The organism is Brucella oryzae, from assembly GCF_041929965.1.
Taxonomy (GTDB): domain Bacteria; phylum Pseudomonadota; class Alphaproteobacteria; order Rhizobiales; family Rhizobiaceae; genus Brucella; species Brucella oryzae.
On sequence record NZ_JBHEEO010000003.1, the window covers coordinates 22,919 to 48,047 of the forward strand.

Below are 25,129 nucleotides of genomic sequence, written 5' to 3' on the forward strand. Positions count from 1 at the left end.
GTTTTATCTATAAAAATAGAAAGAATCTATGAAATATAGATTATCTTGATGTGCGTTGATGACTCAAGCTAAAATATTATAGATAATTTTACGGTGCCCATATGGCGTGCCGCTTTATGGCTGTGCCAGAACGAAGAACGCCGCGATCTTTTAATCGCGGCGTCAGATTGATTACAAACCCCTCGATTTTTGGAAGCAGTCAAAAACGAGGGGTTTTGATTCCGATTTGTTCACGTTCTGAATCTGGGACGTTCCGTGAATCTGAGGTCATTTTGACCCTGCCGGAGGTTTGTCAGCAGCCTGACGCCGCGATCTTTTAATCGCGGCGTTATGGAATCAGCGGTCGGAGAGGTTTGCAGTTGCGGCTCAGGTGATTACGCGTCTGAAGATTCGAGCCGGGTTTCAAGTTGCTCTTGGCGGAGGCGATGTCGTCCCAATGGCAGCATGATGGGGCGGCCGGAAGTTGGATCGGTCATGATACGGCTCTCGAGATGAAAGACCTCGCGAACAGTCTGTTCTGTCAGTACTTCGTCAGGAGTCCCGGTTACGTGCAGCTGTCCGTCAGCCATTGCGACCAGAAAATCTGCATAGCGGGCGGCAAGATTGAGATCGTGCAAAACCATGACAATTGTGGTTCCACGTTCCCGGTTAAGATCGGTGAGGAGGTCCAGAACTTCGACCTGATGGCTGATATCGAGGAAGGTCGTCGGCTCGTCCAGCAGGAGAATGTCGGTCTGCTGCGCCAGCGCCATTGCAATCCACACGCGCTGACGCTGGCCGCCGGAAAGTTCGTCTACCGGCCTGTCGGCCAGTTCGGTTGTCCTGGTTGCTTCAAGTGCCGCAGCGATTGCTTCGTCATCCGCCCGAGTCCATTGCGAGAAAACGCCGTGATAGGGGTTTCGGCCCCGGCTGACCAGATCGGCAACCAATATGCCTTCCGGCGCTATCGGCGATTGGGGCAGCAGGCCAAGTGTCTGTGCCAGTTGCCGGGAGGGGAGCGTGTGGATCGATTTGCCGTCAAGCAGTACCTGCCCGTGGCGTGGAGCCAGAAGCCGGGACATCGTTCGCAAAAGCGTGGATTTTCCGCAGGCGTTTGCTCCGACTATTGCGGTAACCTTGCCGGAGGGCACCTCAAGATCGAGGCCGTCCAGCACAAGCCTGTCGCCATAGGCGGTGGTCAGTTCACGCACGACGAGAGTGTGATCGGTCATAGGGATGCCCCGCTGCGGTTGGCGCGTATGATGAGGTAAATGAGATAGGGAGCGCCCAGAGCTCCGGTGACGACGCCGACCGGATAGCGGCCCGGCAGCAGGAATTGTCCGCAATAATCGCCAGCGAGAACGAGTATGGCTCCGATCAGCGCAGACGGGACGAGCAGGGAACCGTTATTGCCGATGATGCGCGCGGCAATCGGGCCAGACAGAAAGGCGACGAAAGCAATGGGGCCTGCAACGGCTGTGGCGAAGGCTATCATGCCGACGGCCGCAATGATGATGACAATCCGGGTTCGCCCGACATTCGTTCCCAATGCTGCGGCGCTGTCGTCGCCCAGCCGCAATGCTTCGAGATCGCGCGACCGGCTTATAAGCAAACTGCCGAAAACGATCAGCGCGACCAGAAGCGGAAGCATCTGGTCCAGCCTTGCGCCATTGACGCTGCCGGTCAGCCAACGCATGGCCTCCTGCAGGCTCCAGGCGGGCGCGTTTGAAAGAATATAGGCGATGACGCTTTCGAGCATCGCCGACACACCGATGCCAACGAGGATAAGACGGGTTCCGGCGATCCCGTTTCTGAAGGAAAGACCATAGACGGCCAGCGCTACGGCGAGCCCAGCGACAACGGCAAGGATTGAAACAATCGGGCCGCTCAGCGAGAGCACGACGATGGCAAAAACAGCCGCAGCACTTGCACCGGAACTGATGCCGATAATGTCAGGGCTTGCGAGCGAATTACGAAGCATGAGCTGGAAAGCGATGCCGCCGAGACCGAAACTCAGCCCCGCCAGCACGGACAGGACGGCGCGCGGCAGGCGCAACTTGCCAACCGTGAAGCTTGCCCCCTGAACATCTGCGCCCAGAAGTACTCGCACAACATCCTTCGGTGGGGTGAACGATTGTCCCAGCATCAAAGTGATGAGAAAGAGGGCGACGACAATGACCAGAAGAAGACCGATGACAAGATTGCGCTTGCGGGTGCGGCTGCGACGGTTTCGGGCGATGAGATCGGCAGTGGAATGCAGCATGGTCACAACTCGCGAACCCGTTGGCGCCTGACGATCCAGATGAAGAACGGTGCACCGATCAGGGCGGTGACGATCCCGACATCGAGTTCGGCAGGGCGGGCAATGAGGCGTCCGACAATATCGGCAGCAAGTAGAAGGCAGGCCCCGCTGAGGGCCGAGAACGGCAACAGCCAGCGGTGATCCACGCCGACCAGCAGGCGGCAGAGATGCGGCACAACGAGCCCAACGAATCCGATGGGGCCGCAGATGGCGGTCGTTGCGCCGCAAAGGAGGATCGCGCCGAGCGCCGCGACAGCGCGCGCGACGGCGACCTTCTCTCCCAACCCGGCGGCAAGTTCATCGCCGAGCGCGAGCGAGTTCAGCTTGCGCGCCGACAGAAGGCTGACGCTGAAACCGACAGCGAGAAAGGGCAGCACATAAGAGAGCCGGTCGAAAGTCGCACCGCCAACGCCACCGATCTGCCAGGCGCGAATGCCGCCGGCAATATCGTTGCGAGGCAGCACGATGGCGATAACCAGCGAGGAAAATGCGACCGACGTAGCTGCACCGGCTAGCGCGAGTTTAAGCGGCGTCGCGCCGCCACGGCCAAGCGATCCGACCATATAGACGAAGACGGCAGCACAGCCGGCGCCGAATATGGCCGTCCAGATATAAGCCGGTGCGGAAACGATGTTGAACCAGGCCACGCCGATGACGATGGCGAGCGATGCGCCCATATTGACGCCCAGAATGCCGGGGTCCGCCAGCGGATTGCGGGTAATACCCTGCATGATTGCGCCTGCCAGCCCGAGTGCCGCTCCGGCGAGAAGTGCGAGCAATGTTCGCGGAATGCGCATGGCGACAGCGGCCTGTCCGACCGTGTCCATATGGCCGCGCAGGGCAGCAAAAATGTCAGGCCACGGCACTTCGCGTGTGCCAAGCGACACGGATAAAACGCAAAGGATCGCGAGGAGAAACACGACCGCGCCGAGCCAGCCGGTCCTCGCTCTGTTGGACCGATATGTGGTGATCGGCTGGCTTGAACGCCGGATGTGGGCGAAGCTCATTTTGCTTTATCGGCCGCACCGGCGAGAAGGGCAGCATAGTCCTTCAGCACCCAGGAAATGGAAAGTGGAGTGGGATTGGCCGCTGTTCCGAGCGGGTTTCTGCCCAGCATGACGACTGCATTGTTTTCGACGACAGGCATTCTGGCCAGAAGCGGATTGCGCTTCATGGCATCCAGCAATTCCTGACTGCCATAGGTCACGACGATGTCAACGTCATCGAACATATCGACGCGCTCGGCGCTGACGGAGCCGGAGAACTGGCCCGGCTTGGAGGCGTCGACCACGCTTTTGGGCGAGCTGAGGCCAAGATCCTTGAAAAATCTCACCCGCGTATCGTTGGTGGTGTAAAAATTGACCGTGCTCAGGTCCGTCGTGTCGAGATGCGTGACGAACATGGCCGATTTGCCCTTGAGATGCGGATACTGGCTGACCGTCTCGGCAATCTCGCCTTCGATCTTTGCAATCAGTGCTTCGCCTTCTTCCGCCATGCCCATGCCTGCGCTGTTGAGGCGGATCATGTCGCGCCAGTCGGTAGACCAGGCCGCTTCGGGATAGGCAACGACAGGGGCGATCTGGCTGAGCGTGTCGTAGTCGGACTGGCTCAGGCCGGAATAGGATGCGAGGATGACGTCGGGCTGCGTTTCGGCCACTGCCTCGAAATCGATCCCATCGCCTTCATCGAAAAGGACAGGCGTGTCGGCGCCCAGTTCCTTCAACTTTGCGGCCACCCATGGCAAAAGACCATCATTGTCGTCATCACCGAAATTGGCTCGCGCAAACCCAACCGGAACCACGCCGAGCGCAAGGGGGACCTCATGGTTAGCCCAGGCAACGGTGACGATCCGCTCCGGCTTTTTTTCTATCGTTGTTGTTCCAAAGGCATGTTTGATAACAATTGGATAGTTTGTTTTATCGCCACCTTGAACCGCTTGCGGTGCGATGATTGCGAAGCAGGACAGAGCAACGAAAACGAGAGAGCGAATGGACCAAGTCATCCGGCGCATTCTCCTTGTGTATAAAGTGGCCTTTCACTCTCAAGTTAAACCCATCGCGTCAAGGCCGAAGCTCACACCTTGATAAAGCTGTTGCGAATTAACCGTGATTTCCTACAAAAAAGCAGTTTTCTACAATACTGGATAAAGATTATCAAGTTAGTGGCGATCCGGGGACAACTCAGCTTCTTTATTGTTTCGATGATCGGACTCATCCGGTCATTGATGGCAACGCTGGTCGATGTTTCCACGATTTGAAAACCGTCGCCGAAAGCGATCGTCGCAAACTGCATATCGGACCTGACCATGGACATTGAAAAGACCGCTGAGATGAAGAAAACCACCCCGGTCCGTTACCGCAGGGCAATTCTTCTGGGGTGCACGGCGCTGGTCATATCCATGCCGCGTCTGGCTGTAGCGCAGCAGATGACGACGGAAGCGCCGACGGTGCTCAAGACCATTACAGTTGATGGGTCTGGTGGAAGCGACGACGATTCCAGGTCGATTGTCGCAACGAGAACCACCGGCGGCGGCAAGATGGCAACGGATATCATGGATACGGCGGCTTCCGTATCGGTGATTACCGCCAAGGAAATTCAGGAGCGCAACGCGCAGACCGTCGAGCAGGTGCTGCAATATACGGCAGGCGTTTCCACCAATTTCTACGGGTCGGATGATCGTTTCGACTTTTTCCAGATCCGCGGTTTCGATGCCAACACCTATCGCGATGGGCTTTCCCTCGGCCGTCCCTTTGGCGGCATACGCGAGGAACCCTATGCGTTTGAACGGATTGAAGTTCTGAAAGGCGCCAGTTCCACGGCTTTCGGAGTCTCCGATCCGGGCGGCATGGTCAATTATGTGACCAAGCGACCGAAGCGCGAGCGCTTTGGCGAAGCCTATGTCACAGGTGGCTCCTTCAACCACAAGGAAATCGGCTTCGATTTCGGTGACAATCTGACCGGCGACGAAACGCTGTCCTATCGCCTGACCGGCAAATTCAAGGATTCCGACGCCGAATATGATTATTCGCGCGACGATGAAAAGTTCATCATGGGCGGGCTGACATGGCGTCCGAGCGATGCGACCAATCTGACGGTGATTTTCGATCATCTTCACCGCAATGGCGTGCCTGGAAGCGGAGGCCACCCCGCCGGCACCGATTTCAACAGAAGCCGCTTTTTCGGTGAGCCTGATTTCAATTATCGCGGCACCGACAGAAATACTTTCAGCGCCATGTTCGATCATGATTTCGGCAATGGTTTGAGCGTGAGCGCCAACGGGCGTTACAGCAAGCAGGACACCGATTTCGGCTATGCCTATATTTCGGCCACGCCGACCGATGGCTCAACGATTGCCAGACGCGATTTCTTCGGAAATGAAGCTTCAGCCGAGAACTTCGTGGGCGATGTGAACCTGAAATATGAGACGAGCTTCGACCGGTTTGAAAGCCGGACGATGGCGGGCGTCGAATACAACAATTATTCGGCCACCAACAAGACGCTCTGGGGACCGGCGCCGAGCATCGACTGGACCAATCCGGTCTTTACCGGCGCTCCGGTCAACCTGCCTCTGACCGGCAATACAGCGACCAGGCAGAAGACCAAGGCGGTCTATTTCCAGCAGGATCTGACATTCGCCGAAAAGCTGATCGCCAGTGTGGGCCTGCGCAATGACTGGCTTGACCTGTCGCAGACGAACAACCTCAGTAACAAGACGACAGATGGCGATCTGAGCGAGTTCACCAGCCGCTTCGGCCTCACCTATCGGGTAACCGATGAATGGGCGGTCTATACGAGCTATGCTGAATCGGTCGCCCCTCCGGCCATCGGCGTCGATCCTGAGCGGGGCGAACAGATCGAAGTCGGCGTGAAATACCAGCCTACCGCATTTCCGGCCCTTTTCACCGCGTCCGTTTACGACCTGACCAAGAACAATATTTCGGTCAACGATCCAATCACGCTTCAACCATCCACGATAGGTGAGGTTCGTGTTCGCGGTATCGATCTGGAAGCCAAGGCCGAGCTGACGAACAATCTCAACCTGATCGCGGCCTATTCCTATATGGACCCGGAGATTGTCGAGAACGGCACCGGCGGCAATGAGGGCAATCGTCCGCAGTTTGTTTCCAAGCACCTTGCCTCGCTTTGGGCGAACTACAAGATCGAGGGCAGCGGTCGTCGCGGCGACATGACATTTGGTGTCGGCGGTCGCTATATTGGTGCTTATTACTTCACGCCTGCCAATACATCGGGCACCAGCGGCAATGTCCTGTTCGATGCCTCATTCACCTACGAATTCCTCGATAATTCGGCACTTCAGGTCAATGTCAGCAATCTGTTCGACAAGAAATACGTCGCCTATGGCGGTTTTGGAGCGGATTTCTACAATCCCGGTCGCGAGATCACGGCAACGCTTCGCCGCACCTGGTAAGATGAGCGGCTCCGTTGGAAACAGGCGGCGGAGCCTGCAATCCGGGAATGATTACCGGTTCGACTGGAAGCGCCGCCATGCGGCTGGCGTTTCCCCGACGATCTGACGGAAAGCCTTGGTCAGATGCGCCTGATCGGTGAATCCGAGCTGGGCCGCGATACCCGCAACGGTCATATTGCTATCCGCCAGCAATTGTTGCGCCAGATCGATGCGCTTCGCCATTTGCCATTGCAGCGGAGTTTTCCCGGTTGTCTGCTTGAAGACATTGGCGAACCAGCTTTCCGACAGGCCTACCGCTGCGGCCATTTCGGCGACACTTAACCGGCGATCACTGCAGCTGTCGAACCGTGCGTTCAGCTTGTTCATCTGCGCCATGGTGAGGCGGCCATAGCCCTGCTTGTTGTCCTCACCCGTTATATCGAGAAGTCCGGTCAGAATGCTGCCGATGAGGTTTTCCGCATAAAGCCCGTGTTTTGTCGGGTTGGCTGTTTCATCGACAAGCAGGCGGGCAAGCGTTTCTATGGCGCCAAGATCCTGAATTTCCACCGGGTTGCGCATGGCGGCCATGGCCATGGAGGTGCCGAGTGTCGGGCTCAGATATTTGAGCAGCCGATCCTTGTGGAAATGCAGGTTCAGGTGCGAAAAACGGTGGAGCGAAACCGTATTCGTCCACATCGGCACGCCTGCGGGTATATAGATGGCGCGCGTCATCGGGCGATGATGCTGGGTAAAGAGGCCGCTGTCGTTCGATATGCGAATATTGGACGAAACATCCTGGAAAAAGATCATGATGCGGGGATCGTGCGACAGGAAATAGCCGCTGGCTCCCGACTGACTTTCAGCCTCCCAATAGACGCTGACCAGCCCGTCCAGCACGCGCCATTGAACCGGCGCAACCACCCGGATGCCTTCGGCTTGCCAGATCATCGAATGCCAAAAGCCCAAAACGTTCCGATCCGTATGTGACAGCGCTTCAGTGAAATCCCGGCTTCGTTGCCGGAGGTGTTTCGTGAGAAATGCGTCGGGATATCGTCGCATTAATATGACTAAAATTATCATCTTTATGCGTTAAGACAAGATAATTCTGCCGAAATGCGGTGGAGGCGTTGCTCCTATTTCACTCGAGGTCTTCCTGCTCGAAATGTTGGGTGACGTGAATATCGGTTGTTTCCAGACGTCCGGGGCCGAGATTGACGAATTTGTGCGGTATGTTTGCCGGACCGAAGACAACCTGTCCTTCTGTTACCTCAATCTGTTCGTCGCCAACGATGAACAGTGCATTTCCCTGGCGGACGATGAAAATCTCGTCATAGGGGTGCCGGTGCAGTTTGGGACCATGCCCGACAATATCGGTCGAGAAGAATATGATCGACGCATCGGTACCAAATCTCTTGCCTTCGACGCGCCCGGACCAGGCGTCTTCGCGCCGCGCCCATTCTTCCCTTTTCAAGACAATGGCTTGTTTCGTCAAAGCGGTTCTCCCGGCTTTTCCACGCGCTGGAATTGCGACCCTGCTGTTTCCTGATCGGGAACGGAAGATCAAATTCTAACGAGGCCGGAGCGCTTCAACAACCCCATCAGGACCAGCGGCAAAAGCGTGGTGATGAGAATGGCGATGAATGCCATGGCCATGCCGAGGCCGACCGATCCTTGCTCGAACTGACGCCAGATGAAGATCGAGATGGTTTGCATTCCCACCGGAGCCACCAATATCGATGCGACGAGTTCACGCGTGGCGACGGCGAAGACGAGCAGCATCGCCGTTATCAGGCTGGGGGCGATCAGCGGCAGCATGATGCGCCGGAAAGCGGTGAAGCTGTTTGCGCCGCAAACACGTGCCGCAGCTTCCAGATTGTCGCCGATCTGGTGGAAGGCTGCTGTTGCGTAACGGATTGGCTGCGGCAGAAGAATGCAGCAATAGGCAAGCAGCAGGATCAGCGGCGTATTGTAGGGCGAGACGGGCAGGGCTGGCTGGTTCCATGCCAGAATGAGACCAACCGCGACAACGACGCCAGGCAGGGCATTGGGCAGGACGGTCAGCACATCGAGCCAGAAACGCCCGCGAAAGCGCATCTTCACCACGGCATAGGCAGCAATCGCGCCGAGTAGTCCTGTCAGCAGGGCGCTTGCAACGCCAAGAGACAGGCTGTTGACGAGTGCGCGCATGCCGCCAGCGCTGTTTTCGGCAATGGCGGCAAAATTGTCGAAGCCGAGGTTTGATGGCGTCAGCCCACCAGATATGGTTTTGGAAAGAGCGGTCGCCAGAATGGCCAGCAGCGGAATACCGGTGGCAGCAAAGGCGACGATGACGAACAGCGACACCACGGGAATTGTGAGCACGCCGAGCGGGCGCTTGTCTTTCGCCTGCGGCTTGCCGCCGGTCGTCACATAGGAGCGGCGCGTCAGTATCCAGCGCTGGACCAGAAAAGCGGCCAGCGACAGGCAGACAAGCGCCAGTGAAAAGACGGCAGCTCCCGCGAGGTCAATGGGCCAGTCGGAAATGCGAAGATCAATTTCCGTCACCAGAACTTCAAAGCCCGAGCGGCGTCCAAGGGCTGCGGGCGTACCATATTCCTCAATGGCTGCGGCGAAAACCAAGAGCAGGCTTGCCGCGAGGCCCGGTGTCGCCAGCGGCAGGGTAATACGGAAAAAGGAGCGCCAGGGCGAAGCCCCGAACACGCGTCCGACATCGGAATAGCGCGCGCCGACCGCTTCAATCGTGCGCGATACCGCAAAATAGACGAGCGGAAACGTGTTGAGCGCCATGACAAAGCTCATGCCTGCGACCGAGAACAGGAAGGGAGCCAGACTGAACCCGGCGAGTTGTTCAAGATAGCCGCGCGGCTGCAGGGTCATGATCCAGCCAAGTGTGGCGATATAGGGCGGGATCATGAACGGCACGAGCATCAGCACGTCCCACAGCACGGCGAACGGCACCTTGTAGAGTGCCCGGAACACTGCAAGCGGTACGGCGATAAGGGCGGAAAGCACGACCACCGAAAGCCCGAGCAGAACGGTATTGCCGCTCATGCGCAAAAGCTTCGGGTCTTCAAACAGGGCCGAGAGATGCAGGAAAGGCTCGGCCAGCGAGCCTCTCCCCAGTTGCGGAAAGATTGCCTGAAGGACGATGAAGACAAATGGCACCGCGACGATGAATGCGAGCCCGGCGACCGCAACGAATCCGAGCGGATTGCCAGCCGCCGCACTGCCTGTCTTCATGTCTGCTGATCCTTCAAGAGTTAGTTGCTGGCGGCGAAAGCGGCGCCGAATTCCTTCAGCGTTTCGTTGCGCTTGCCATAGACTTCCTTGGCGTCGACCGGCAGGATTTTTAGATCGCCGATCAGCGGGCGATTGGCCGGAATGTCGGTGCGCGACGGCATCAGATAGGTGTCGGCAACCATTTTCTGGCCTTCGTCGGACAGCATATAATCGATGAACTGCCTGGCCTCGTCCTGGTTCTTCGACCATTTGAGGATCATGGCCGGGCGCGGTGCAATCACTGTGCCGGATGCCGGGAAAATGACGTCGATGGACTCACCCTTGGCCTTGCCAGCGAGCGAGATGTAATCGACGGCGCCGAACACAGCGGCCTTGGCGCCCTGAAGGACGGGGTTCAACGCTTCCGCATTGGCGCCGGCGACAGTGGCGCCGTTTTCATGCAGGTTCTTGAACAGGTCCCAGCCCTGCTGCGCCTGAAGGGCGGCGACGAGCTCGAAGGTCGCGCCCGACTGGGCCGGGTCCGGCAGATTGACGAGATCCTTGTATTCAGGCTTGGCGAGATCGGCCCATTCGGCGGGCTTCGGCGTCTTGCTGGCCGGGTTCCACGCGATGCCCAGCGCAGAGACGCCCTGCGCAACCGCCGTTTCATTCTTGAGGAAATCCGGCACTTTTTCGGCATTCGGGCTGGCATAGGCGAGCAGCCAGTCACGCTTGGCGAAGTCGGTTGCCGTATCCCATGATGCCGAGATCAGAACATCGACAACCGGATTGGCAGCTTCTGCTTCGATGCGGGCCATGACCTTACCGGTGGTTGCCTGAAAGACGTTGACCTTCGCACCGGTCTTGGCGGTGAAGCCTGTGGCAAGCTTTTCGATCAGGCTGCCCGGACCTGCCGAATAGACCGTGATATCTGCATAGGCCGCCGTGCTGGCCAGCAAAGCGGTGACAAGCGCAAGCCCCGCGCCGAGAATTGATTTTTTCATGTTTGCCTCCTGAGATATTGCCCAATGGAATGGTCTTGTTTTGAGAACCAGCGCAGTTGGCTGGCATCAACTGAAATGCCGACCGGAATGCCCGGTGAAAGGCGGACGCTGTCGAGATATGTCAGTTCGTGGCCGTCCTGCTGCGAGCCGATGCGCACTGTGGTCAGATGACCGTCGCCGCGAAACTGCGAGCGCAGGACTGTTGCCGGGATTGCAGCTTCGTTGACGGGAACGCTGCGAACCGAACGCGACGGCAGCAGCACATGCGTTGCCCTGTCGCTGATGGAACTGTGGGCGACGTGGATTTCGGTGCGTGCAATCCTGTAGGCATTGTCGCGCTGTTCGACCGGCATGACGCAGCCGAGCCGCAGAAAATCGGCGACCTCCGGTGTCGTCGGTTCTGCGACAAGCGCCTCAGGTGCCGCCAGTTGTTCGATCACCCCGGCGCGCATGACAGCCACCTGATCGGCAAGCGAAAAGGCCTCGCTCTGGTCATGGGTGACATAGATCGCGGTCAGGCCGAGATTGGCCACAAGCTGCCCGATCTCGGTGACCATGTTTTCACGCAGTTCGCGGTCGAGATTGGAAAGCGGCTCGTCAAACAATACCAGTCCCGGTTCTGCAACGATGGCGCGGGCAATGGCGACGCGTTGCTGCTGGCCTCCCGACATATCGCTGATGGCGCGCTGGCCGAAACCGGAGAGGCCGACGCGATCGAGCGCCGAGGCAACGCGCTTTTCGCGCTCGGCGCGTCCGAGCCTCCGCATTTCGAGCGGAAAGGATATATTGCCGAAAACGGTCATATGCGGCCACAGCGCATAATCCTGAAACACCATGCCGAGATGACGCTTTTCAGGCGGGACGAAAGTGCCCGTCGCGGCATCTGCAACGGTGACGCCGTTGATCGTGATAGAGCCCTTTGTCGGGGCGAGAAGACCGGCTACGAGACGAAGCAAGGTGGTCTTGCCGCAACCGGATGGCCCGAGCAAAGCGAGCGTCTGCCCTGTGGGTAGCGAAAGGTTTATATTTTTCAAGATGGTGGCCGGACCATAGGCAAGGTTCAGCCCTTCGGCCCGAACGGCGATATCCGCTTTAATATTCGAGGAATGCAACATTTTCCCACAATCCAAAAGATTGGGAGCTTTTATTCCGATTGCATGACAGTGGCATGACGCTGCGGAAGCCTGCGTTTTCTGGGTTCGGAACCAGCCGCCATCACATCGGTTCGTCCCTTCATGCCAGAAGGGAAGGGAAGACGATGATCCGCACGGCGCGCATCGAGATTCTCGCTGAGATAATAGAGTACCTACGCCCGGCTATGCGCCGTGGCGGCACCCAGCTTCCAGCCATGCTTGCCGCTTCCACCGCGTTGCGGATGTCTCAGCGGGGCGCACCTGTTCGCACCATGCAGCGTGCTGTCGAGAAACATCTCCTCATCGATAAGAGCAAGTACGGCAGGATGCGCGCCGCGCGTTTCGCGGACATGGCCGACTTTACGTCGATCGTGTCCGGTTGAGCATTTCCGGTTTGAATTGAAACATTGGAAATGCTTCATCTCTTGTTTTCGCGCATTATCCTACGCAAATCCGCTTCGCACTTTTGCTGGAAATGCTTTCGCTCAATTTTTCCGCTTCAACAGGCCTTCCAGAAATGTCCGGAATGCCTTGACGGCCCGTTTCGATGTGGCTTCGGGATCGTCGGAATTTGCAATCCACTGTGCAGCAGTGCTGCTGGCCGCATTGATCAGCCGCGCGGCGGCTTCCGAGTCGATATCAACAATGACGCCTTCTTCACGCAAGGCGTCGAGACTTGCGGTTATCGTGCGGATACAGCCGTTGGCACTCGGCCAACTGGACGGATCGCCGAAAACCGCCGGCCCGTCGCGAAACATGATCCGCTGGATTTCCGGTTCAAGCGCCATCTCGATATAGGCTGCATTCTCGTCGACAAAGCCCTGCCAGCGGTCGGGAGCCTTCGCAGAAATCGTGCATAGTCTTGCGGCCATCTCGCAATCGATTTCGTTGATCACGGCCTGCAGAAGCCCCTTCTTGTCACCGAAATGGTGATAGAGCGCACCGCGTGTCAGCCCGGCAGAGGCTGTAAAATCATCCATCGAAGCCTCAGTGTAACCAACGGTCCCGAAAGCCTTGCGGCCCGCAGCCATCAGCTTCGCCCTTGTCTCGGCAATCATTTCGCTTCGCGGTTTACGCATCATGATTCCTTTTATTGGCATACGTTGCGTATATTAGTTGACATACGCCGCGTATCAATTATTTAATTAACATACGGACCGTATGCAAGTGATGTAATTTCCCCTTTCAAGGACCCACTCCGATGTCCAATCCCTATAGAGAAATTTTCAGCGCCCCAGGCGCTATCGGCTTTTCGGCGGCGGCTTTCTTCGCCCGTCTTCCCTTTGCGATGGCGCCTGTCGGCATTGTGGCCATGCTTGCGCAGACCCATGGCGAATATTGGCTGGCTGGCGCGGTTTCGGCCACTTTCGCGCTCACGAATGCATTCATATCGCCGCAAATATCGCGTCTTGTCGACCGTTACGGGCAAAGCCGCATCGTCATGCCTGCCACAATCGTTTCGGTGATAGCCTTCGCTCTTCTGATCGTAGCGACAAATCAGGGCTGGGCAAACTGGACATTGTTCGTCTCGGCGTTCTTTGCCGGTGCCATGCCCAGCATCCCGGCAATGGTGCGGGCACGATGGACGGAAATTTTCCGTAACCGTCCCGAATTGAATACCGCTTTCGCGTTCGAGTCGGCAGCGGACGAACTGGTCTATATTTCAGGAGCTTCACTTTCCGTGGCTTTGGCGGTTTCGTTATTTCCAGAAGCAGGGATGCTCATCAGTACGACGTTTCTGGCCGTGGGTACGATTGCCTTCCTCCTGCAGCGTTCCAGTGAGCCGCCGGTTCGTGCGCTCGATCAAAATAGTCCGCAACGTTCCGCGATCTGGTCGCGTCCTGTTCAGATCATCACACTGGCACTCATCTTCGTCGGTTCCACCTTTGCGACGGCTGAAGTCAGTGCCGTGGCGATTACACGTGAGCTTGGTCAGCCCGGCGCAGCCAGCCTTGTGATCGGCGTCTATGCAATCGGTTCGTTCCTTGTGGGGATAACGCTTGGGGCATTGGCGCTTCGCATACCCTTGCAACGCCAGCTGATGATTGCCGTCAGCGTACTGGCATTGACGGCCTTGCCGCTGCCCTTTGCAGGCACATCGACGATGCTTCTTGCAACCGCAGTGTTCGTCAGCGGCGTTGCGATCTCTCCGACATTCATCACGGCCTTCGGTTTGATCGAACGCCGTGTACCGGAGACGATGCTGACCGAAGGCATTACCTGGGTCATGACCGGCATCGGTATCGGGATGGCGTTCGGTGCATTCGTTTCCGGCTGGGTGGTTGATAATTTCGGTGCCGCAAACGGCTTCTGGGTTTCTGTCGTCGCCAGTTTCAGCGCGGCTGCAATCGTCGCGCTTGGTCAGGCCAGCCTGTCCGGAGCAACGGAAGCCGTTGAATGCGATGCGCTATGTGCAGCTGAAGCGGCGGAATAATCCTATAGGGCGAGCGGGTAAGACCCGCTCGTCAATCTCCGTAAATACGTTTTTCCAGGGGGGTGGAGGCAATCAGCCCCTTCAATCCGGCCAGCATGGCCTTTTCGGCCTTGTTGAGATTGGTTTCCGGATTCTGGATCAGGAAAACATCGATTGCGGGAGGGTTATCGTAAGGTGGCAAACGCCAGAGGAGGCCGTCATCGATCTCGCGTCGCGCCACATGCAATGGAAGCGGGCCGATGCCAAGCCCGGTGATAATCATCCGGCGCACTTCTTCAAGGCTCGATGACGTGCCGACCACATCCGGTGAAAGCCGCGCTTCACTGCGCAACAGGGCTACGGGTCGCAGTGCGTCGGCAATATGGTCCGTCTGGAACGAAACCGACGGCTCCCCTTTCAGATCGGCAAGCGTCAAGCCTGACTGCCCGAACATCCGGTGCCGGGGTCCGCAGAAAAAGCCGAAGAACTCACGATAGACCATGGTGTAATCCAGCGCGGGATCGCGATTGCTCACCAAGCCAAGGCCGAAAGAGGCGCGCTTCTCGCGCACCAGCCGGGCGACTTCGGTGCTGGCGGATACGTTGATCGTCAGTGTCGCGCGGGGATGCTGTTCGTGAAAGAGTGCAAGCGCCTGATCGAAGATGGGCGAGATAATGTGGCTGGCGACCGATATGGTGACATGGCCGGTCACATCATCTCCCACCCCGCGCACCAGCTGCGGCAATTGCGAAATGGCGCCGAAGACCTCGATGCTCTGTTCATAGAGGAGTTTGCCAACTTCCGTCAGCTCAAAATGGGTGGCGTCACGCTCCACCAGCCGCTGGCCGATGCGGTCTTCCAGCCTGCGCAGCGCATTGCTCACGCTCGGCTGTTTGAGGTTGAGGCGCTCCGCGGCGCGGGTGATGCTTTTGACTTCGGCGATCACCACGAAACTGCGCAGAAGGTTCCAGTCCAGATCCCAGACAAGGCGTTCGGGGCGGTGCAGCGACATGGTTTTATCCATTCATGAGATCTATGTAATCCATTCCCATTATCTATTTGCGAAATGCATCCATAAAAGCAATCATGAATATTGGAAGGCATAAACAAGCCTCAGAAAAACAATTAAGAGGAAGTCGGGAACAGCATGTTTAACAAATTCACGGGTTTCATTGCCGCTGCAGCGATTGCCGCCACCGCAGTCTTTGCGGTTGCGCCCGCACAGGCGGATGATCTGGAAAAGATCAAGGCATCGGGCGAGTTGAAAATCGCCATGAGCGGCCAGTACCCGCCGTTCAATTTCGTCAATGAGAAGAACGAGGTCGTGGGCTTCGACGCTTCCATCGGTTCGGCCATTGCCGAACGTATGCAGTTGAAGCCGCAGCTCATCACTACGGCCTGGGATGGTATCGTTGCCGGTCTTCGGGCGGGCAAGTTCGACACGGTGGTCGGCTCCATGACCATCACGCCGGAACGCGAGAAGGCCGTGGACTTTGTCGGACCGTATTATCACGCGGGCCGCGCGGTTTTCGTGAAGGAAGACTCTGCCGTTCAGAAGCTTGACGACCTCAAGGGCAAGACGCTGGGCGTCACGCTTGGTGAAACCCATGAGAAGTGGGCGCGCGAACAGGGTGGTTGGACCATTCGCACCTATAAGGGCCTGCCGGAACTGATGCTCGAACTGAATTCGGGTCGTGTCGACGCCATCGTCGTCGATAACATCCCGGTCATGGTGGCAATCAAGGAAACCGGGCAGAAGGTCCGCAGGCTCGATACGCCGGACATTGAAGGCGGCAGCGTTGCCATCGGCATTGCCATCCGCAAGAACAATCCGGAGCTGAAGGCTGCGATGCAGAAGGCGCTCGACGAGATCATGGCCGACGGCACCTATGAGAAGATCTCGATGGAATGGGTCGGCAGCGACATTCGCTGATATGTCGTCATCCCGGCCCGGCATATGTCCGGGCCGGTTGAGAACCGATTGACCGGAGTTTCCCGATGGATTTTGCGTTGATGCAGCGCGTCCTCCCGTTTTTTCTGGAGGCGGCATGGGTAACTGTGCAAATTTCCGCTATGGCCCTGATCCTGGGGCTTGCAGTAGCAGCACTCCTTGTGGCCGCGCGCCTGTCGCGATCAGTCATTCTGCGGGGATTTGCAATCGCCTATGTCAGCGTCTTTCGCGGCACGCCCTGCCTTGTACAGCTCTTCATTCTCTATTTTGGCGGTCCGCAGATCGGCATCAATCTGGAACCGTTTACCGCTGGCGTCATCGGGCTGGGGCTGAACATCGGCGCCTATATGTCGGAATCGATCCGCGGCGCGATCCAGAGTGTGGACCGCGGGCAAAGCGAAGCGGCGCGCTCCATCGGCTTCGGGCGCGGCCAGACCATGCGGTTCGTCGTGCTGCCGCAGGCCGCCCGGCTGATGATCCGTCCGCTCGGCGTCAATGCGATTGCGCTTTTGAAAGGCTCTGCGCTGGTCTCCACCATTTCAGTGGTTGAACTGACCTATACGGCGCAGCGTTTCATCGGCTCGACCTACAAGCCGTTCGAGATTTTCGGCGTCGCCGCCGTTCTCTACATGGTTATCATCTATGTCGTGGCGCGCGGGGTCGATCTTCTCGACAAGCGCTTCGCGGCGCAGTGAGGGAGGACCGGATGCAAGCTCTCGATTTCAGCATCGTCGCTCCCTATACGGATCTGCTTCTGACGGGCCTTTGGTGGACGCTGGTTCTGACCGTTTCGTCGGCGTCCTTAAGCTTCGTGCTCGGGATCGCATTTGCGCTGGTGGTGCTTTATGCGCCCGCCATCCTCGCCTGGCCGGTACGGTTCTTCATGTGGCTGTTCATGGGAACGCCGCTTCTGCTGCAACTGTTCCTGATCTATTTCGGGCTGGTACAGATCGGCATCAATATTCCGGCTCTTGGCGCGGGCATTATCGGCCTCAGCCTGCACTTCGCGGTCTATAATGCCGATATCATCCGGGCAGGTATCGTGGCGGTCGATCCCGGCCAGATGGAAGGCGCCCGTTCCATCGGTTTCAGCCATGGTCAGGCCTTGCGCTACATCGTCATCCCGCAGGCGATCCGCAACACGATCCCGCCGATCGGCAACAATATGATTGTTCTTCTGAAGGATACGTCGCTGGTTTCGATCATCGGCATTGCGGAACTGGTGCACAGCGCCCAGCTCGCCATCAGCGAAACCTTCAGCCCGTTCGAATTCTATATCACCGTCGCGGCCATCTATTATGTGGTCAATCTCGTGCTCGAGGCAGGCCTGCGGCGCATTGAAAGAAAAGTGGAGGTCACGCGATGAGCAGCTCCCAATCTGCAAAACCGATGGTCGAAGTGAAGGATGCCCGCAAGGCTTACGGCGCGCTGGAAGTGCTGAAAGGCATAGACCTTTCCGTGGCGCGCGGCCAGATCGTCGCGATCATTGGCCCGAGCGGCTCCGGCAAAAGCACATTGTTGCGCTCGATCAATCATCTGGAAACGCTGAATGGCGGTGAGGTCTGGCTTGATGGCGTGCAGGTCAACCAGCCGCTGACCGGGCAGGCGTTTGAAAAGCACATCAATGCGGTGCGCCAGCAGATGGGCATGGTGTTCCAGCACTTCAACCTGTTTCCGCATCTGACGGTGCTGGAAAACATCACGCTCGGCCCGATCAAGCTCAAAGGCATGGGCAAGGACGCGGCACGCACGCTGGCGCTGGAACTTCTGTCGAAGGTGGGACTTGCCGACAAGATCGACGTCTACCCTTCGCGCCTGTCGGGCGGCCAGAAGCAGCGCGTGGCCATTGCGCGTGCGCTTGCCATGCAGCCGAAGGTGATGCTGTTCGACGAGGCGACTTCGGCGCTCGATCCCGAGCTGGTGGACGAGGTCAATGCCGTTATGAAGCAGCTTGCCGCTGAACATATGACGATGCTGATCGTCACGCACGAAATGCGTTTTGCGGGCGAGGTCGCCGACCGCATCCTGTTCATGGATGGCGGCGTGGTGGTGGAAGAGGGACCGCCGGATCAGATTCTCAGCAATCCGGTACAGGAGCGCACCCGCTCCTTCCTCAAGAAATATCTGGCTGCGTGAGGTGTCGGAATGAGCGAGAGAAACATTAACGAGTTTCCCGATTTCGGGCTGACGCCGGCGCAGCGGCGTGAAGCCGTCCTTGGCCATTATTACGAATATCCCGGCATGGATGGTCCGCGCGGCGAAATCTGGTGCTATACAGATGCCTATTCCTATCTTCCGGGCGCGACTGTCAATCTTCAGGTGAGCGCGACCGCCTCGCGTTTCGATATCGAGATCGTACGGGATGGAGCGGTGGAAACGCCGGTCTTCTCCAAGCGCGGGATCGACTGCAAATGGCAGGAAACACCGGCGCAATGTTCGGTTGTCGGCTGCGGCTGGGAAACGACATTTGCCTTCAAGACGGATGAGAACTGGCCTTCCGGCGCTTATCGCATCACCTTGAAGGCGCATGGCAATGACGGACAGCCGATCCATTGCCATCACCTGTTCATCCTGCGCCCGGCGGCGGGGCGCAAGCCCGGACGTATCCTGCAGGTCGCCGCGACCGGCACATGGACCGCCTATAATACCTGGGGTGGTTCCAACCATTATCAGGGCATTACCGGGCCGAATGGCGATCAATATGCGACGACGGTGAGTATCGAGCGTCCTTTCTGCCGTGGCTTTGTTGTCCTGCCATCCGACGCGCCGCGCGTACCGCTGGAATTTGTGACGCCGCCAGCCAGCCCCCCACGCTACCCGCATATGGAATGGGCCTATGCCAATGGCTATTCCAAGAAATATACCTCTTCCGGCTGGGCAAGCTATGACAGCCTGTTCTTCCGCTGGGCCGAGCGGGAAGGCTTTGCGGTCGATCTCGCCAGCCAGCACGAATTGCATTTCTCGCCGGAAATCCTCGACGGTTACGATTGTGTCGCCTTTGTCGGTCACGACGAATACTGGACATGGGAAATGCGCGATGCCGTCGATCATTATGTTGACGGCGGCGGTCGTGCGGCGCGTTTCGCGGGCAATTTCATGTGGCAGACCCGGCTTGAGGACAACGGCAAGCGCCAGACCTGCTACAAATATCGCGCCCGCGCCGAAGACCCGGTCTATCGCTCCGCCGATCCGCGCCGCACCAGCGGCTGCTGGGAAGCGAAAGAAACCGGACGGCCCGCAGCGGAGACATTCGGGCTCAACGCACTGCGCGGGCTATATGTCGGCTGGGGCGGCTGCGCTCCGCGCGGCGTGCGTGGTTTCCCGGTCTATCGTCCAGAACACTGGGCCTTTGCTGGTACCGGCATCTATTACGGCGATCTTCTCGGTGCCGACGGTCATGCCTTCGGCTACGAAGTCGACGGGCTTGATTATGTGATCCGGGGTGGATTGCCGGAACCGGAGGAAGGCAGCGGTGCACCGGATGGATTGCAGATATTGGCGCTTGGTATGTCGTCTCTCAAGGAAGAGAGCGCAGATATTCCAGCCGACGACCAGTTTCTCTCCGATGCCGATGCCAAATTCGTTGCCGATACGCTGATCGGCGACAATGGTGATGCAGCCGTCGAACGCATCAAGCGCGGCTGTGGCATGATCGTCAATTTCCCGCGCGGCAAGGGCGAGGTTTTCCACGCCGGAAGCTGCGAGTGGGTAGCGGCTCTCAAACGCGGCGACCGCATGGTCGAGCGTGTAACCGCCAATGTTCTCAACCAATATCTCAAGCGCTGACAGAGTAACGCCATGCTCAACACAAAAGCACAGAACGAACGCCCCGCATCGCATCTTTTCTACCAGTCGCGCCTGCGCAGGCCGCTGGTGGATCGTGCCGAAGGCATCTACATCTGGGATCAGGACGGACGCCGCGTCATCGACGGATCGAGCGGCGCGATGGTGGTCAATATCGGCCATGGCAATCGCAACGTGCTCGATGCCATGAAGGCGCAGATGGACCGCGTGACCTTCGCCTATCGCCTGCATTTCGAAAACGAACCGGCTGAAGATCTGGCGCGCATGGCCGCCGAGCGGATGCCGGAAGGTCTGGACAAGATATTCTTTGTTTCCGGCGGTTCGGAAGCGGTGGAATCTTGCATCAAGCTTGCCCGCCAATGGGCGGTTGCGACCGGGCAGGGCAAACGCTGGAAAGTGATTTCGCGCTTTCCATCCTATCATGGCGGCACGCTTGGCGCGCTCGCCGTCACCGGCTATGCGGCCTTGAGCGAACCTTTCGCGCCCATCATGCGTGAAATGCCGAAAGTCCCGGCGCCGACCGCCTATCTTGACCGCGACAATCTTTCGATGGAACAGCGCGGGCAGAAATATGCCGACATGCTGGAAGAACGGATTCAGGAGGAAGGTCCTGAAAGCGTGCTCGCCTTCATCATGGAGCCGATCGGCGGGGCGTCCACCGGCGCGCTGGTTGCGCCCGACAGCTATTATCCGCGCATCCGCGAAATCTGCGACCGTTATGGCATCCTGCTGATCCATGACGAGGTGATGAGCGGCGCTGGGCGTACTGGCAAGTTTCTCGGCGGCGATCACTGGAACTGCAAGCCTGATCTCATCGCGCTTTCCAAGGGCTTTGCCTCCGGCTATTGCCCGCTGGGCGCGATGGCCGCACCGGCCCGCATCGTCCAGCCGGTTCTGGATGCCGGGGGCTTCCTGCATGGCTTCACCTATGCCGGCAACCCGCTGGCCTGCGCGGCGGGCAAGGCCGTGTTGCAGGAAATCGACCGTCTTGATCTGGTCGGCAATGCCGCCCACATGGGCGATGCGCTGAAGGGCGAACTGGAAGGGCTTGCGAAGCGCTTCCCGTTCATCGGCGATGTGCGCGGCAAGGGGTTGTTGCTGGCTGCTGAGTTCGTCTCCGATCCCGAAACCATGAAGCCGCTGCCAAAGGAACTGAACGCCCATCAGCGCATGGTCGATCTCGCCTATGAACGCGGGCTTATCATCTATTCGCGTCGCACGCGCGGCGGTGTCGAGGGCGACCATTTCCTCGTCTGCCCGCCAGTGATTGTGAGCCGCGAACAGGTCGGCGAGATTACGGCCATCCTTGGCGACACGCTGGAGGTTCTGGCGCGTGAACTCAAACTGCCCGTGAATGCGTAAGGAAACCGGATCATGACCGACAAGAAGAAGACGCGTCGCAAGGTGATTATCACCTGCGCGGTGACGGGCTCCGTCCATACGCCCTCCATGTCGCCGCATCTGCCGGTCACGCCGGACGAGATTGCGAGCGAAGCCATTGCCGCAGCAGAAGCGGGCGCATCCATCCTGCATCTTCACGCCCGCGACCCGCGCGACGGCAGGCCGTCCGCCAATCCGGACCTGTTCATGCAGTTCCTACCGCGCATCAAGCAGTCGACCACGGCAGTGGTGAATATTTCCACCGGCGGCTCGTCATTGATGACGCTGGAAGACCGTCTGGCCGCGCCGCTCAAGGCGGAGCCGGAAATGTGCTCGCTCAATATGGGCTCGATGAATTTCGCGCTGTTTCCCGCACTCGACAAGCCGCGTGAATGGAAACATGCATGGGAGCCGGAACTGCTGGAGGCTACCCGCCATTCGATTTTCAAGAACACTTTCGCGGATATGGAAGGCATTCTGACCAGCCTCGGGCAGGGCTGCGGCACGCGCTTCGAGTTTGAATGCTACGATGTCGGCCATCTCTATTCGCTGGCGCATTTCCGCGACCGGGGGCTGGTGTCCGGTCATTTGTTCATCCAGTTCGTCTTCGGTGTTCTGGGCGGTATCGGAGCCGATCCGGACAATCTCATGCATATGAAACGGATTGCCGACAAGTTGTTCGGTGACGACTATTCCTTCTCCGTACTGGCGGCGGGACGGCACCAGATTCCGATGATTACCATGGCGGCTGCCATGGGCGGCAATGTCCGCGTCGGGCTGGAAGACAGCCTTTATGACGGGCGCGGCCAGCTTGCCAAGAGCAATGCCGATCAGGTGCGGCGCATTCGCAGTATCCTTGATGGCCTGTCGCTGGAGGTGGCAACGCCCGACGAAGCGCGCGACTATCTGGGTCTCAAGGGTGGAGACAGGGTGGCGTTTTGATGCCGAAAATCGTGCTGGATAACAAAACAGGCGTTACGGTCCGGCTTGGCGAAGCCGCCGACGCGGAACTGATCCATGAGGCAATCCGCATCATGGGCGAAGGGCTTGGTGCTGCCGACAGGATTTCCAGCACGGTCGAGGATTTTCGCCGTTACGGTTTCGGTCCCTATGCGGCATTCACCAGCCTGATTGCCGAGGTGGACGAGAGCTTTGCCGGGCTCGCCCTGTTTTTCCCGATCTTCTCGACATGGTTCGGCAAACCCGGCGTCTACGTGCAGGACCTCTATGTCGATGAAGCCTTTCGCGGCAACGGGATCGGTGAAGTGCTTCTGCGCCATGTCGCCTCCTGGTCGATGGCGCGGGGCGGCGTCTATCTGCGGCTGGCCGTGGACCGGGACAATGTTGCTGCACAGAGATTTTACGAGCGGCTGGGTATCGGCTGGATCGAAGCCGACCGCGATCACGGAGCCTATGGCGATGATTTCGCCCGTCTGGCGCATATCAATAAAAACAGGGAGCAGTCATGAAAGCCTTTTACGCCGTTGAGCAGAAGCGTCACGACCCAAAAGCCTTTCTTTCCAGCGGCGCGCCGCAACCGAATCCCGAACAGCCGGAGCGTGTCGAGCGCCTGCTCGCCGGTGCGAAGGCTGCAGGATGCGAGATTATCCGTCCGCAAAATCATGGTCTGGGCCCGATTGCAGCCGTGCATACGCCGGAATATCTGGAATTCCTTCAATATATCTATGCCCGCTGGCGGCGCATCGAGGAGGCGCCGGAAGAGGTGATCCCGAACATCCATCCGCTGGCGCGTGATGGCCGTTATCCAGCGTCAGCCGTGGGGCAGGTCGGCTATCACATGGCTGACACGGCTTGCCCGATTGCCGAACATACATGGGAAAGCGTGTGCTGGAGCGCGTGGAGCGCGGTCGATGCCGCCGATGCGGTGCTTGCGGGCGAGGTCGCGGCCTATGCGCTCTGCCGTCCGCCGGGGCATCATGCCTTTGCCGATGTGGCAGGCGGCTTCTGCTTCGTCAACAATTCGGCTGTCGCAGCAGAGCGCCTGCGCTCGAAAGTCGGGCGTGTGGCGATCCTCGACGTCGATCTGCATCACGGCAATGGAACGCAGGGCATTTTCTACGCCCGCCCCGACGTGCTGACCGTCTCGATCCATGCTGATCCGGTGCGCTTCTATCCATTTTTCTGGGGCCATGCCGACGAGCGCGGCGAAGGCGCGGGGCTTGGCTACAATCTCAACCTGCCGCTGCCGCGCAAATCCGGCGACGCCGAATTCCTTGCGTCACTCGCCACGGCATTGCGCCGCATCGAAGCCTTCGCGCCGGATGCGATTGTGGTCGCACTCGGCCTCGACCCGTTTGAGGGCGACCCGTTCGGCGGATTGTCGGTCACCACCGGTGGTTTCGGATGCATTGCCGAAGCAATCGCAAAACTGCGTCTGCCGACCGTCATCGTGCAGGAAGGCGGCTATCTGTGCGATGCGCTCGGCGATAATCTCACGGCCTTCCTCGGCGGCTATCGGTCGGTGGCGCGATGAACGGTCTTGTCACCTTTGTCGGCGTCGCGCATCCGTGGATGTGCGATGTCATGGGACATATGAATGTCCGCCATTATGCTGCGATGTTCGATGATGCGAGCTTTCAGCTCCTGGGTCACATTGCCGGGAAAATTCCCGACGACGGTTTTGGTTGGGCGGATGTGCGTTCGACAACCGAATACAAGCAGGAAGTGCCAGCCGGGGATCTGCTGACGATCCGTGCGCATGTGCTGAAAATCGGGCGCTCGTCGATCACATTTCGCCAGATGATGGTGGGATCGCTCGATGGCGAACTGCGCGCGGTTAACGAGACGACTACGGTTTGTTTCGATAAGGTTGCGCGGCGCTCAGCCGAACTCGAACCGGACATGCGCGTCCGGGCAGAAAAGCTGCTTGCGGATCATCCCGTCGGCTGACACGAAAAATGCAGCACGCTTTTTGTGCAATCGCATTCAAGGTCGCGCAACAGGCCGTCCCTGAGGCCGTAAATCCAGCCGTGCACGACGATATCCTTGTTCTGTTTCCAGGCCGATTGCAAAACCGGCGTGCGCGACAGGCTTTCCACCTGCGATGCGACGGTCAGTTCGCAAAGCCGGTTCAGACGTTCTTCGGGATCGGTAAAATTGTCCAGCTCCTGCTCGTTTGCCTGTGCAATATCGCGAACCGGCTGGAGCCAGTTGTCGATGATGCCGTGCCCATAACCGGCCATGGCAGCACGCACACCGCCGCATCCATAATGGCCGCAGACGATGATGTGTTTGATCTCCAGCACCTCGACGGCAAATTCAAGCACCGACAGAAGGTTGAGGTCGGCGCGATGGACGAGGTTGGCGACGTTGCGGTGTACGAACACCTCGCCGGGCTGCAATCCGGTGACGACATTGGCCGGAACGCGGCTGTCCGAACATCCGATCCAGAGATATTCCGGGCGTTGCATCGATGACAGCCGACTGAAATATTCAGGGTCTTCCTGCCGCTTTTCCGCCGCCCATTGCCGGTTATGCTCGAAAAGGTCTGATATCATGAACCCGTCTCATTCGGA

The 25,129-nt window shown here is 58.5% G+C and carries 25 protein-coding genes; 13 read left to right on the forward strand and 12 right to left on the reverse strand.

Annotated features, from left to right (window positions below; translation table 11 throughout):
* Positions 1 to 374 precede the first annotated feature (374 nt).
* From JNC70_RS03595 to JNC70_RS03610, 4 genes are read right to left on the reverse strand one after another with little or no spacing between them, the layout of a single operon-like run.
* Complete coding sequence (locus tag JNC70_RS03595) at positions 375 to 1,211, reverse strand: ABC transporter ATP-binding protein (protein WP_104755690.1); 837 nt, start codon at positions 1,209 to 1,211, stop codon at positions 375 to 377.
* Positions 1,208 to 2,242 carry a FecCD family ABC transporter permease gene (locus JNC70_RS03600; protein ID WP_104755689.1) on the reverse strand — a complete coding sequence of 345 codons (1,035 nt, stop codon included), beginning with the start codon at positions 2,240 to 2,242 and terminating at the stop codon, positions 1,208 to 1,210. The genes JNC70_RS03595 and JNC70_RS03600 overlap by 4 nt, the downstream gene beginning before the upstream one ends.
* Before the next feature lie 2 nt (positions 2,243 to 2,244).
* Positions 2,245 to 3,288 carry a FecCD family ABC transporter permease gene (locus JNC70_RS03605; RefSeq protein ID WP_104755688.1) on the reverse strand — a complete coding sequence of 348 codons (1,044 nt, stop codon included), beginning with the start codon at positions 3,286 to 3,288 and terminating at the stop codon, positions 2,245 to 2,247.
* Positions 3,285 to 4,283 carry an iron-siderophore ABC transporter substrate-binding protein gene (locus tag JNC70_RS03610; protein WP_104755687.1) on the reverse strand — a complete coding sequence of 333 codons (999 nt, stop codon included), beginning with the start codon at positions 4,281 to 4,283 and terminating at the stop codon, positions 3,285 to 3,287. The genes JNC70_RS03605 and JNC70_RS03610 overlap by 4 nt, the downstream gene beginning before the upstream one ends.
* Before the next feature lie 303 nt (positions 4,284 to 4,586).
* On the opposite strand from JNC70_RS03610, the gene JNC70_RS03615 reads away from it, so the two are divergent.
* Positions 4,587 to 6,710, forward strand: a complete 2,124-nt coding sequence (locus JNC70_RS03615; RefSeq protein WP_104755685.1) for a TonB-dependent siderophore receptor — start codon at positions 4,587 to 4,589, stop codon at positions 6,708 to 6,710.
* Positions 6,711 to 6,761: 51 nt separating this feature from the next.
* On the opposite strand, the gene JNC70_RS03620 is transcribed toward JNC70_RS03615, so the two are convergent.
* The 5 genes from JNC70_RS03620 to JNC70_RS03640 form a co-directional block, all read right to left on the reverse strand.
* Positions 6,762 to 7,655 (reverse strand): helix-turn-helix domain-containing protein, encoded by an 894-nt coding sequence (locus tag JNC70_RS03620; RefSeq protein WP_208623451.1) that lies wholly within the window; start codon positions 7,653 to 7,655, stop codon positions 6,762 to 6,764.
* Positions 7,656 to 7,827: 172 nt separating this feature from the next.
* On the reverse strand, positions 7,828 to 8,181 hold the full coding sequence (locus JNC70_RS03625) for a cupin domain-containing protein (protein ID WP_104755683.1): 354 nt from the start codon (positions 8,179 to 8,181) through the stop codon (positions 7,828 to 7,830).
* Positions 8,182 to 8,249: 68 nt separating this feature from the next.
* The gene (locus JNC70_RS03630) at positions 8,250 to 9,929 is read right to left on the reverse strand and encodes an ABC transporter permease (RefSeq protein WP_104755682.1); all 1,680 of its coding nucleotides are present in this window, start codon (positions 9,927 to 9,929) and stop codon (positions 8,250 to 8,252) included.
* Between the two features lie 20 nt (positions 9,930 to 9,949).
* Positions 9,950 to 10,912, reverse strand: a complete 963-nt coding sequence (locus JNC70_RS03635; RefSeq protein ID WP_104755681.1) for an ABC transporter substrate-binding protein — start codon at positions 10,910 to 10,912, stop codon at positions 9,950 to 9,952.
* Positions 10,909 to 12,027: an ABC transporter ATP-binding protein gene (locus JNC70_RS03640; protein WP_104755680.1), complete on the reverse strand. Its 1,119-nt coding sequence runs from the start codon at positions 12,025 to 12,027 to the stop codon at positions 10,909 to 10,911. Before JNC70_RS03640 ends, JNC70_RS03635 begins: the two co-directional genes overlap by 4 nt.
* A gap of 143 nt (positions 12,028 to 12,170) precedes the next feature.
* Here JNC70_RS03640 and JNC70_RS03645 point away from each other — a divergent pair, with 143 nt between their 5' ends.
* Positions 12,171 to 12,428: a sugar phosphate isomerase family gene (locus JNC70_RS03645; protein WP_245414756.1), complete on the forward strand. Its 258-nt coding sequence runs from the start codon at positions 12,171 to 12,173 to the stop codon at positions 12,426 to 12,428.
* 102 nt (positions 12,429 to 12,530) lie between these two features.
* Here JNC70_RS03645 and JNC70_RS03650 read toward each other — a convergent pair whose 3' ends face one another.
* On the reverse strand, positions 12,531 to 13,124 hold the full coding sequence (locus JNC70_RS03650) for a TetR/AcrR family transcriptional regulator (protein ID WP_167394059.1): 594 nt from the start codon (positions 13,122 to 13,124) through the stop codon (positions 12,531 to 12,533).
* Positions 13,125 to 13,246: 122 nt separating this feature from the next.
* Here JNC70_RS03650 and JNC70_RS03655 point away from each other — a divergent pair, with 122 nt between their 5' ends.
* On the forward strand, positions 13,247 to 14,479 hold the full coding sequence (locus JNC70_RS03655; protein WP_104755679.1) for an MFS transporter: 1,233 nt from the start codon (positions 13,247 to 13,249) through the stop codon (positions 14,477 to 14,479).
* Positions 14,480 to 14,510: 31 nt separating this feature from the next.
* Here JNC70_RS03655 and JNC70_RS03660 read toward each other — a convergent pair whose 3' ends face one another.
* The gene (locus JNC70_RS03660) at positions 14,511 to 15,470 is read right to left on the reverse strand and encodes a LysR family transcriptional regulator (protein ID WP_104755678.1); all 960 of its coding nucleotides are present in this window, start codon (positions 15,468 to 15,470) and stop codon (positions 14,511 to 14,513) included.
* Between the two features lie 135 nt (positions 15,471 to 15,605).
* Between JNC70_RS03660 and JNC70_RS03665 the strand changes: the two genes are divergently transcribed.
* From JNC70_RS03665 to JNC70_RS03710, 10 genes are all read left to right on the forward strand, one after another.
* Positions 15,606 to 16,391, forward strand: a complete 786-nt coding sequence (locus JNC70_RS03665; protein WP_104755677.1) for an ABC transporter substrate-binding protein — start codon at positions 15,606 to 15,608, stop codon at positions 16,389 to 16,391.
* 65 nt (positions 16,392 to 16,456) lie between these two features.
* Positions 16,457 to 17,104 carry an amino acid ABC transporter permease gene (locus JNC70_RS03670; RefSeq protein ID WP_104755676.1) on the forward strand — a complete coding sequence of 216 codons (648 nt, stop codon included), beginning with the start codon at positions 16,457 to 16,459 and terminating at the stop codon, positions 17,102 to 17,104.
* An 11-nt stretch (positions 17,105 to 17,115) separates the two neighbouring features.
* Positions 17,116 to 17,775 carry an amino acid ABC transporter permease gene (locus tag JNC70_RS03675; protein ID WP_104755675.1) on the forward strand — a complete coding sequence of 220 codons (660 nt, stop codon included), beginning with the start codon at positions 17,116 to 17,118 and terminating at the stop codon, positions 17,773 to 17,775.
* Complete coding sequence (locus tag JNC70_RS03680; RefSeq protein ID WP_280952351.1) at positions 17,772 to 18,545, forward strand: amino acid ABC transporter ATP-binding protein; 774 nt, start codon at positions 17,772 to 17,774, stop codon at positions 18,543 to 18,545. Before JNC70_RS03675 ends, JNC70_RS03680 begins: the two co-directional genes overlap by 4 nt.
* 9 nt (positions 18,546 to 18,554) lie before the next feature.
* Positions 18,555 to 20,195 carry a N,N-dimethylformamidase beta subunit family domain-containing protein gene (locus tag JNC70_RS03685; protein WP_104755674.1) on the forward strand — a complete coding sequence of 547 codons (1,641 nt, stop codon included), beginning with the start codon at positions 18,555 to 18,557 and terminating at the stop codon, positions 20,193 to 20,195.
* 12 nt (positions 20,196 to 20,207) lie between these two features.
* Entirely contained in the window at positions 20,208 to 21,575 is a 1,368-nt protein-coding gene (locus JNC70_RS03690; RefSeq protein WP_104755673.1) for an aminotransferase family protein, read from the forward strand.
* A gap of 12 nt (positions 21,576 to 21,587) precedes the next feature.
* Positions 21,588 to 22,535 (forward strand): 3,5-dioxohexanoate:acetyl-CoA acetone transferase, encoded by a 948-nt coding sequence (kce, locus tag JNC70_RS03695; RefSeq protein WP_104755672.1) that lies wholly within the window; start codon positions 21,588 to 21,590, stop codon positions 22,533 to 22,535.
* Positions 22,535 to 23,062, forward strand: a complete 528-nt coding sequence (locus tag JNC70_RS03700) for a GNAT family N-acetyltransferase (protein WP_104755671.1) — start codon at positions 22,535 to 22,537, stop codon at positions 23,060 to 23,062. Before kce ends, JNC70_RS03700 begins: the two co-directional genes overlap by 1 nt.
* On the forward strand, positions 23,059 to 24,087 hold the full coding sequence (locus JNC70_RS03705) for a histone deacetylase family protein (RefSeq protein WP_104755670.1): 1,029 nt from the start codon (positions 23,059 to 23,061) through the stop codon (positions 24,085 to 24,087). Before JNC70_RS03700 ends, JNC70_RS03705 begins: the two co-directional genes overlap by 4 nt.
* Positions 24,084 to 24,503 carry an acyl-CoA thioesterase gene (locus JNC70_RS03710; protein WP_104755669.1) on the forward strand — a complete coding sequence of 140 codons (420 nt, stop codon included), beginning with the start codon at positions 24,084 to 24,086 and terminating at the stop codon, positions 24,501 to 24,503. Before JNC70_RS03705 ends, JNC70_RS03710 begins: the two co-directional genes overlap by 4 nt.
* Here JNC70_RS03710 and can read toward each other — a convergent pair.
* Positions 24,488 to 25,111, reverse strand: coding sequence for a carbonate dehydratase (gene can, locus JNC70_RS03715; protein ID WP_104755668.1), 624 nt, complete (start codon positions 25,109 to 25,111; stop codon positions 24,488 to 24,490). The two genes, JNC70_RS03710 and can, sit on opposite strands and share 16 nt — an antisense overlap.
* Positions 25,112 to 25,129 lie beyond the last annotated feature (18 nt).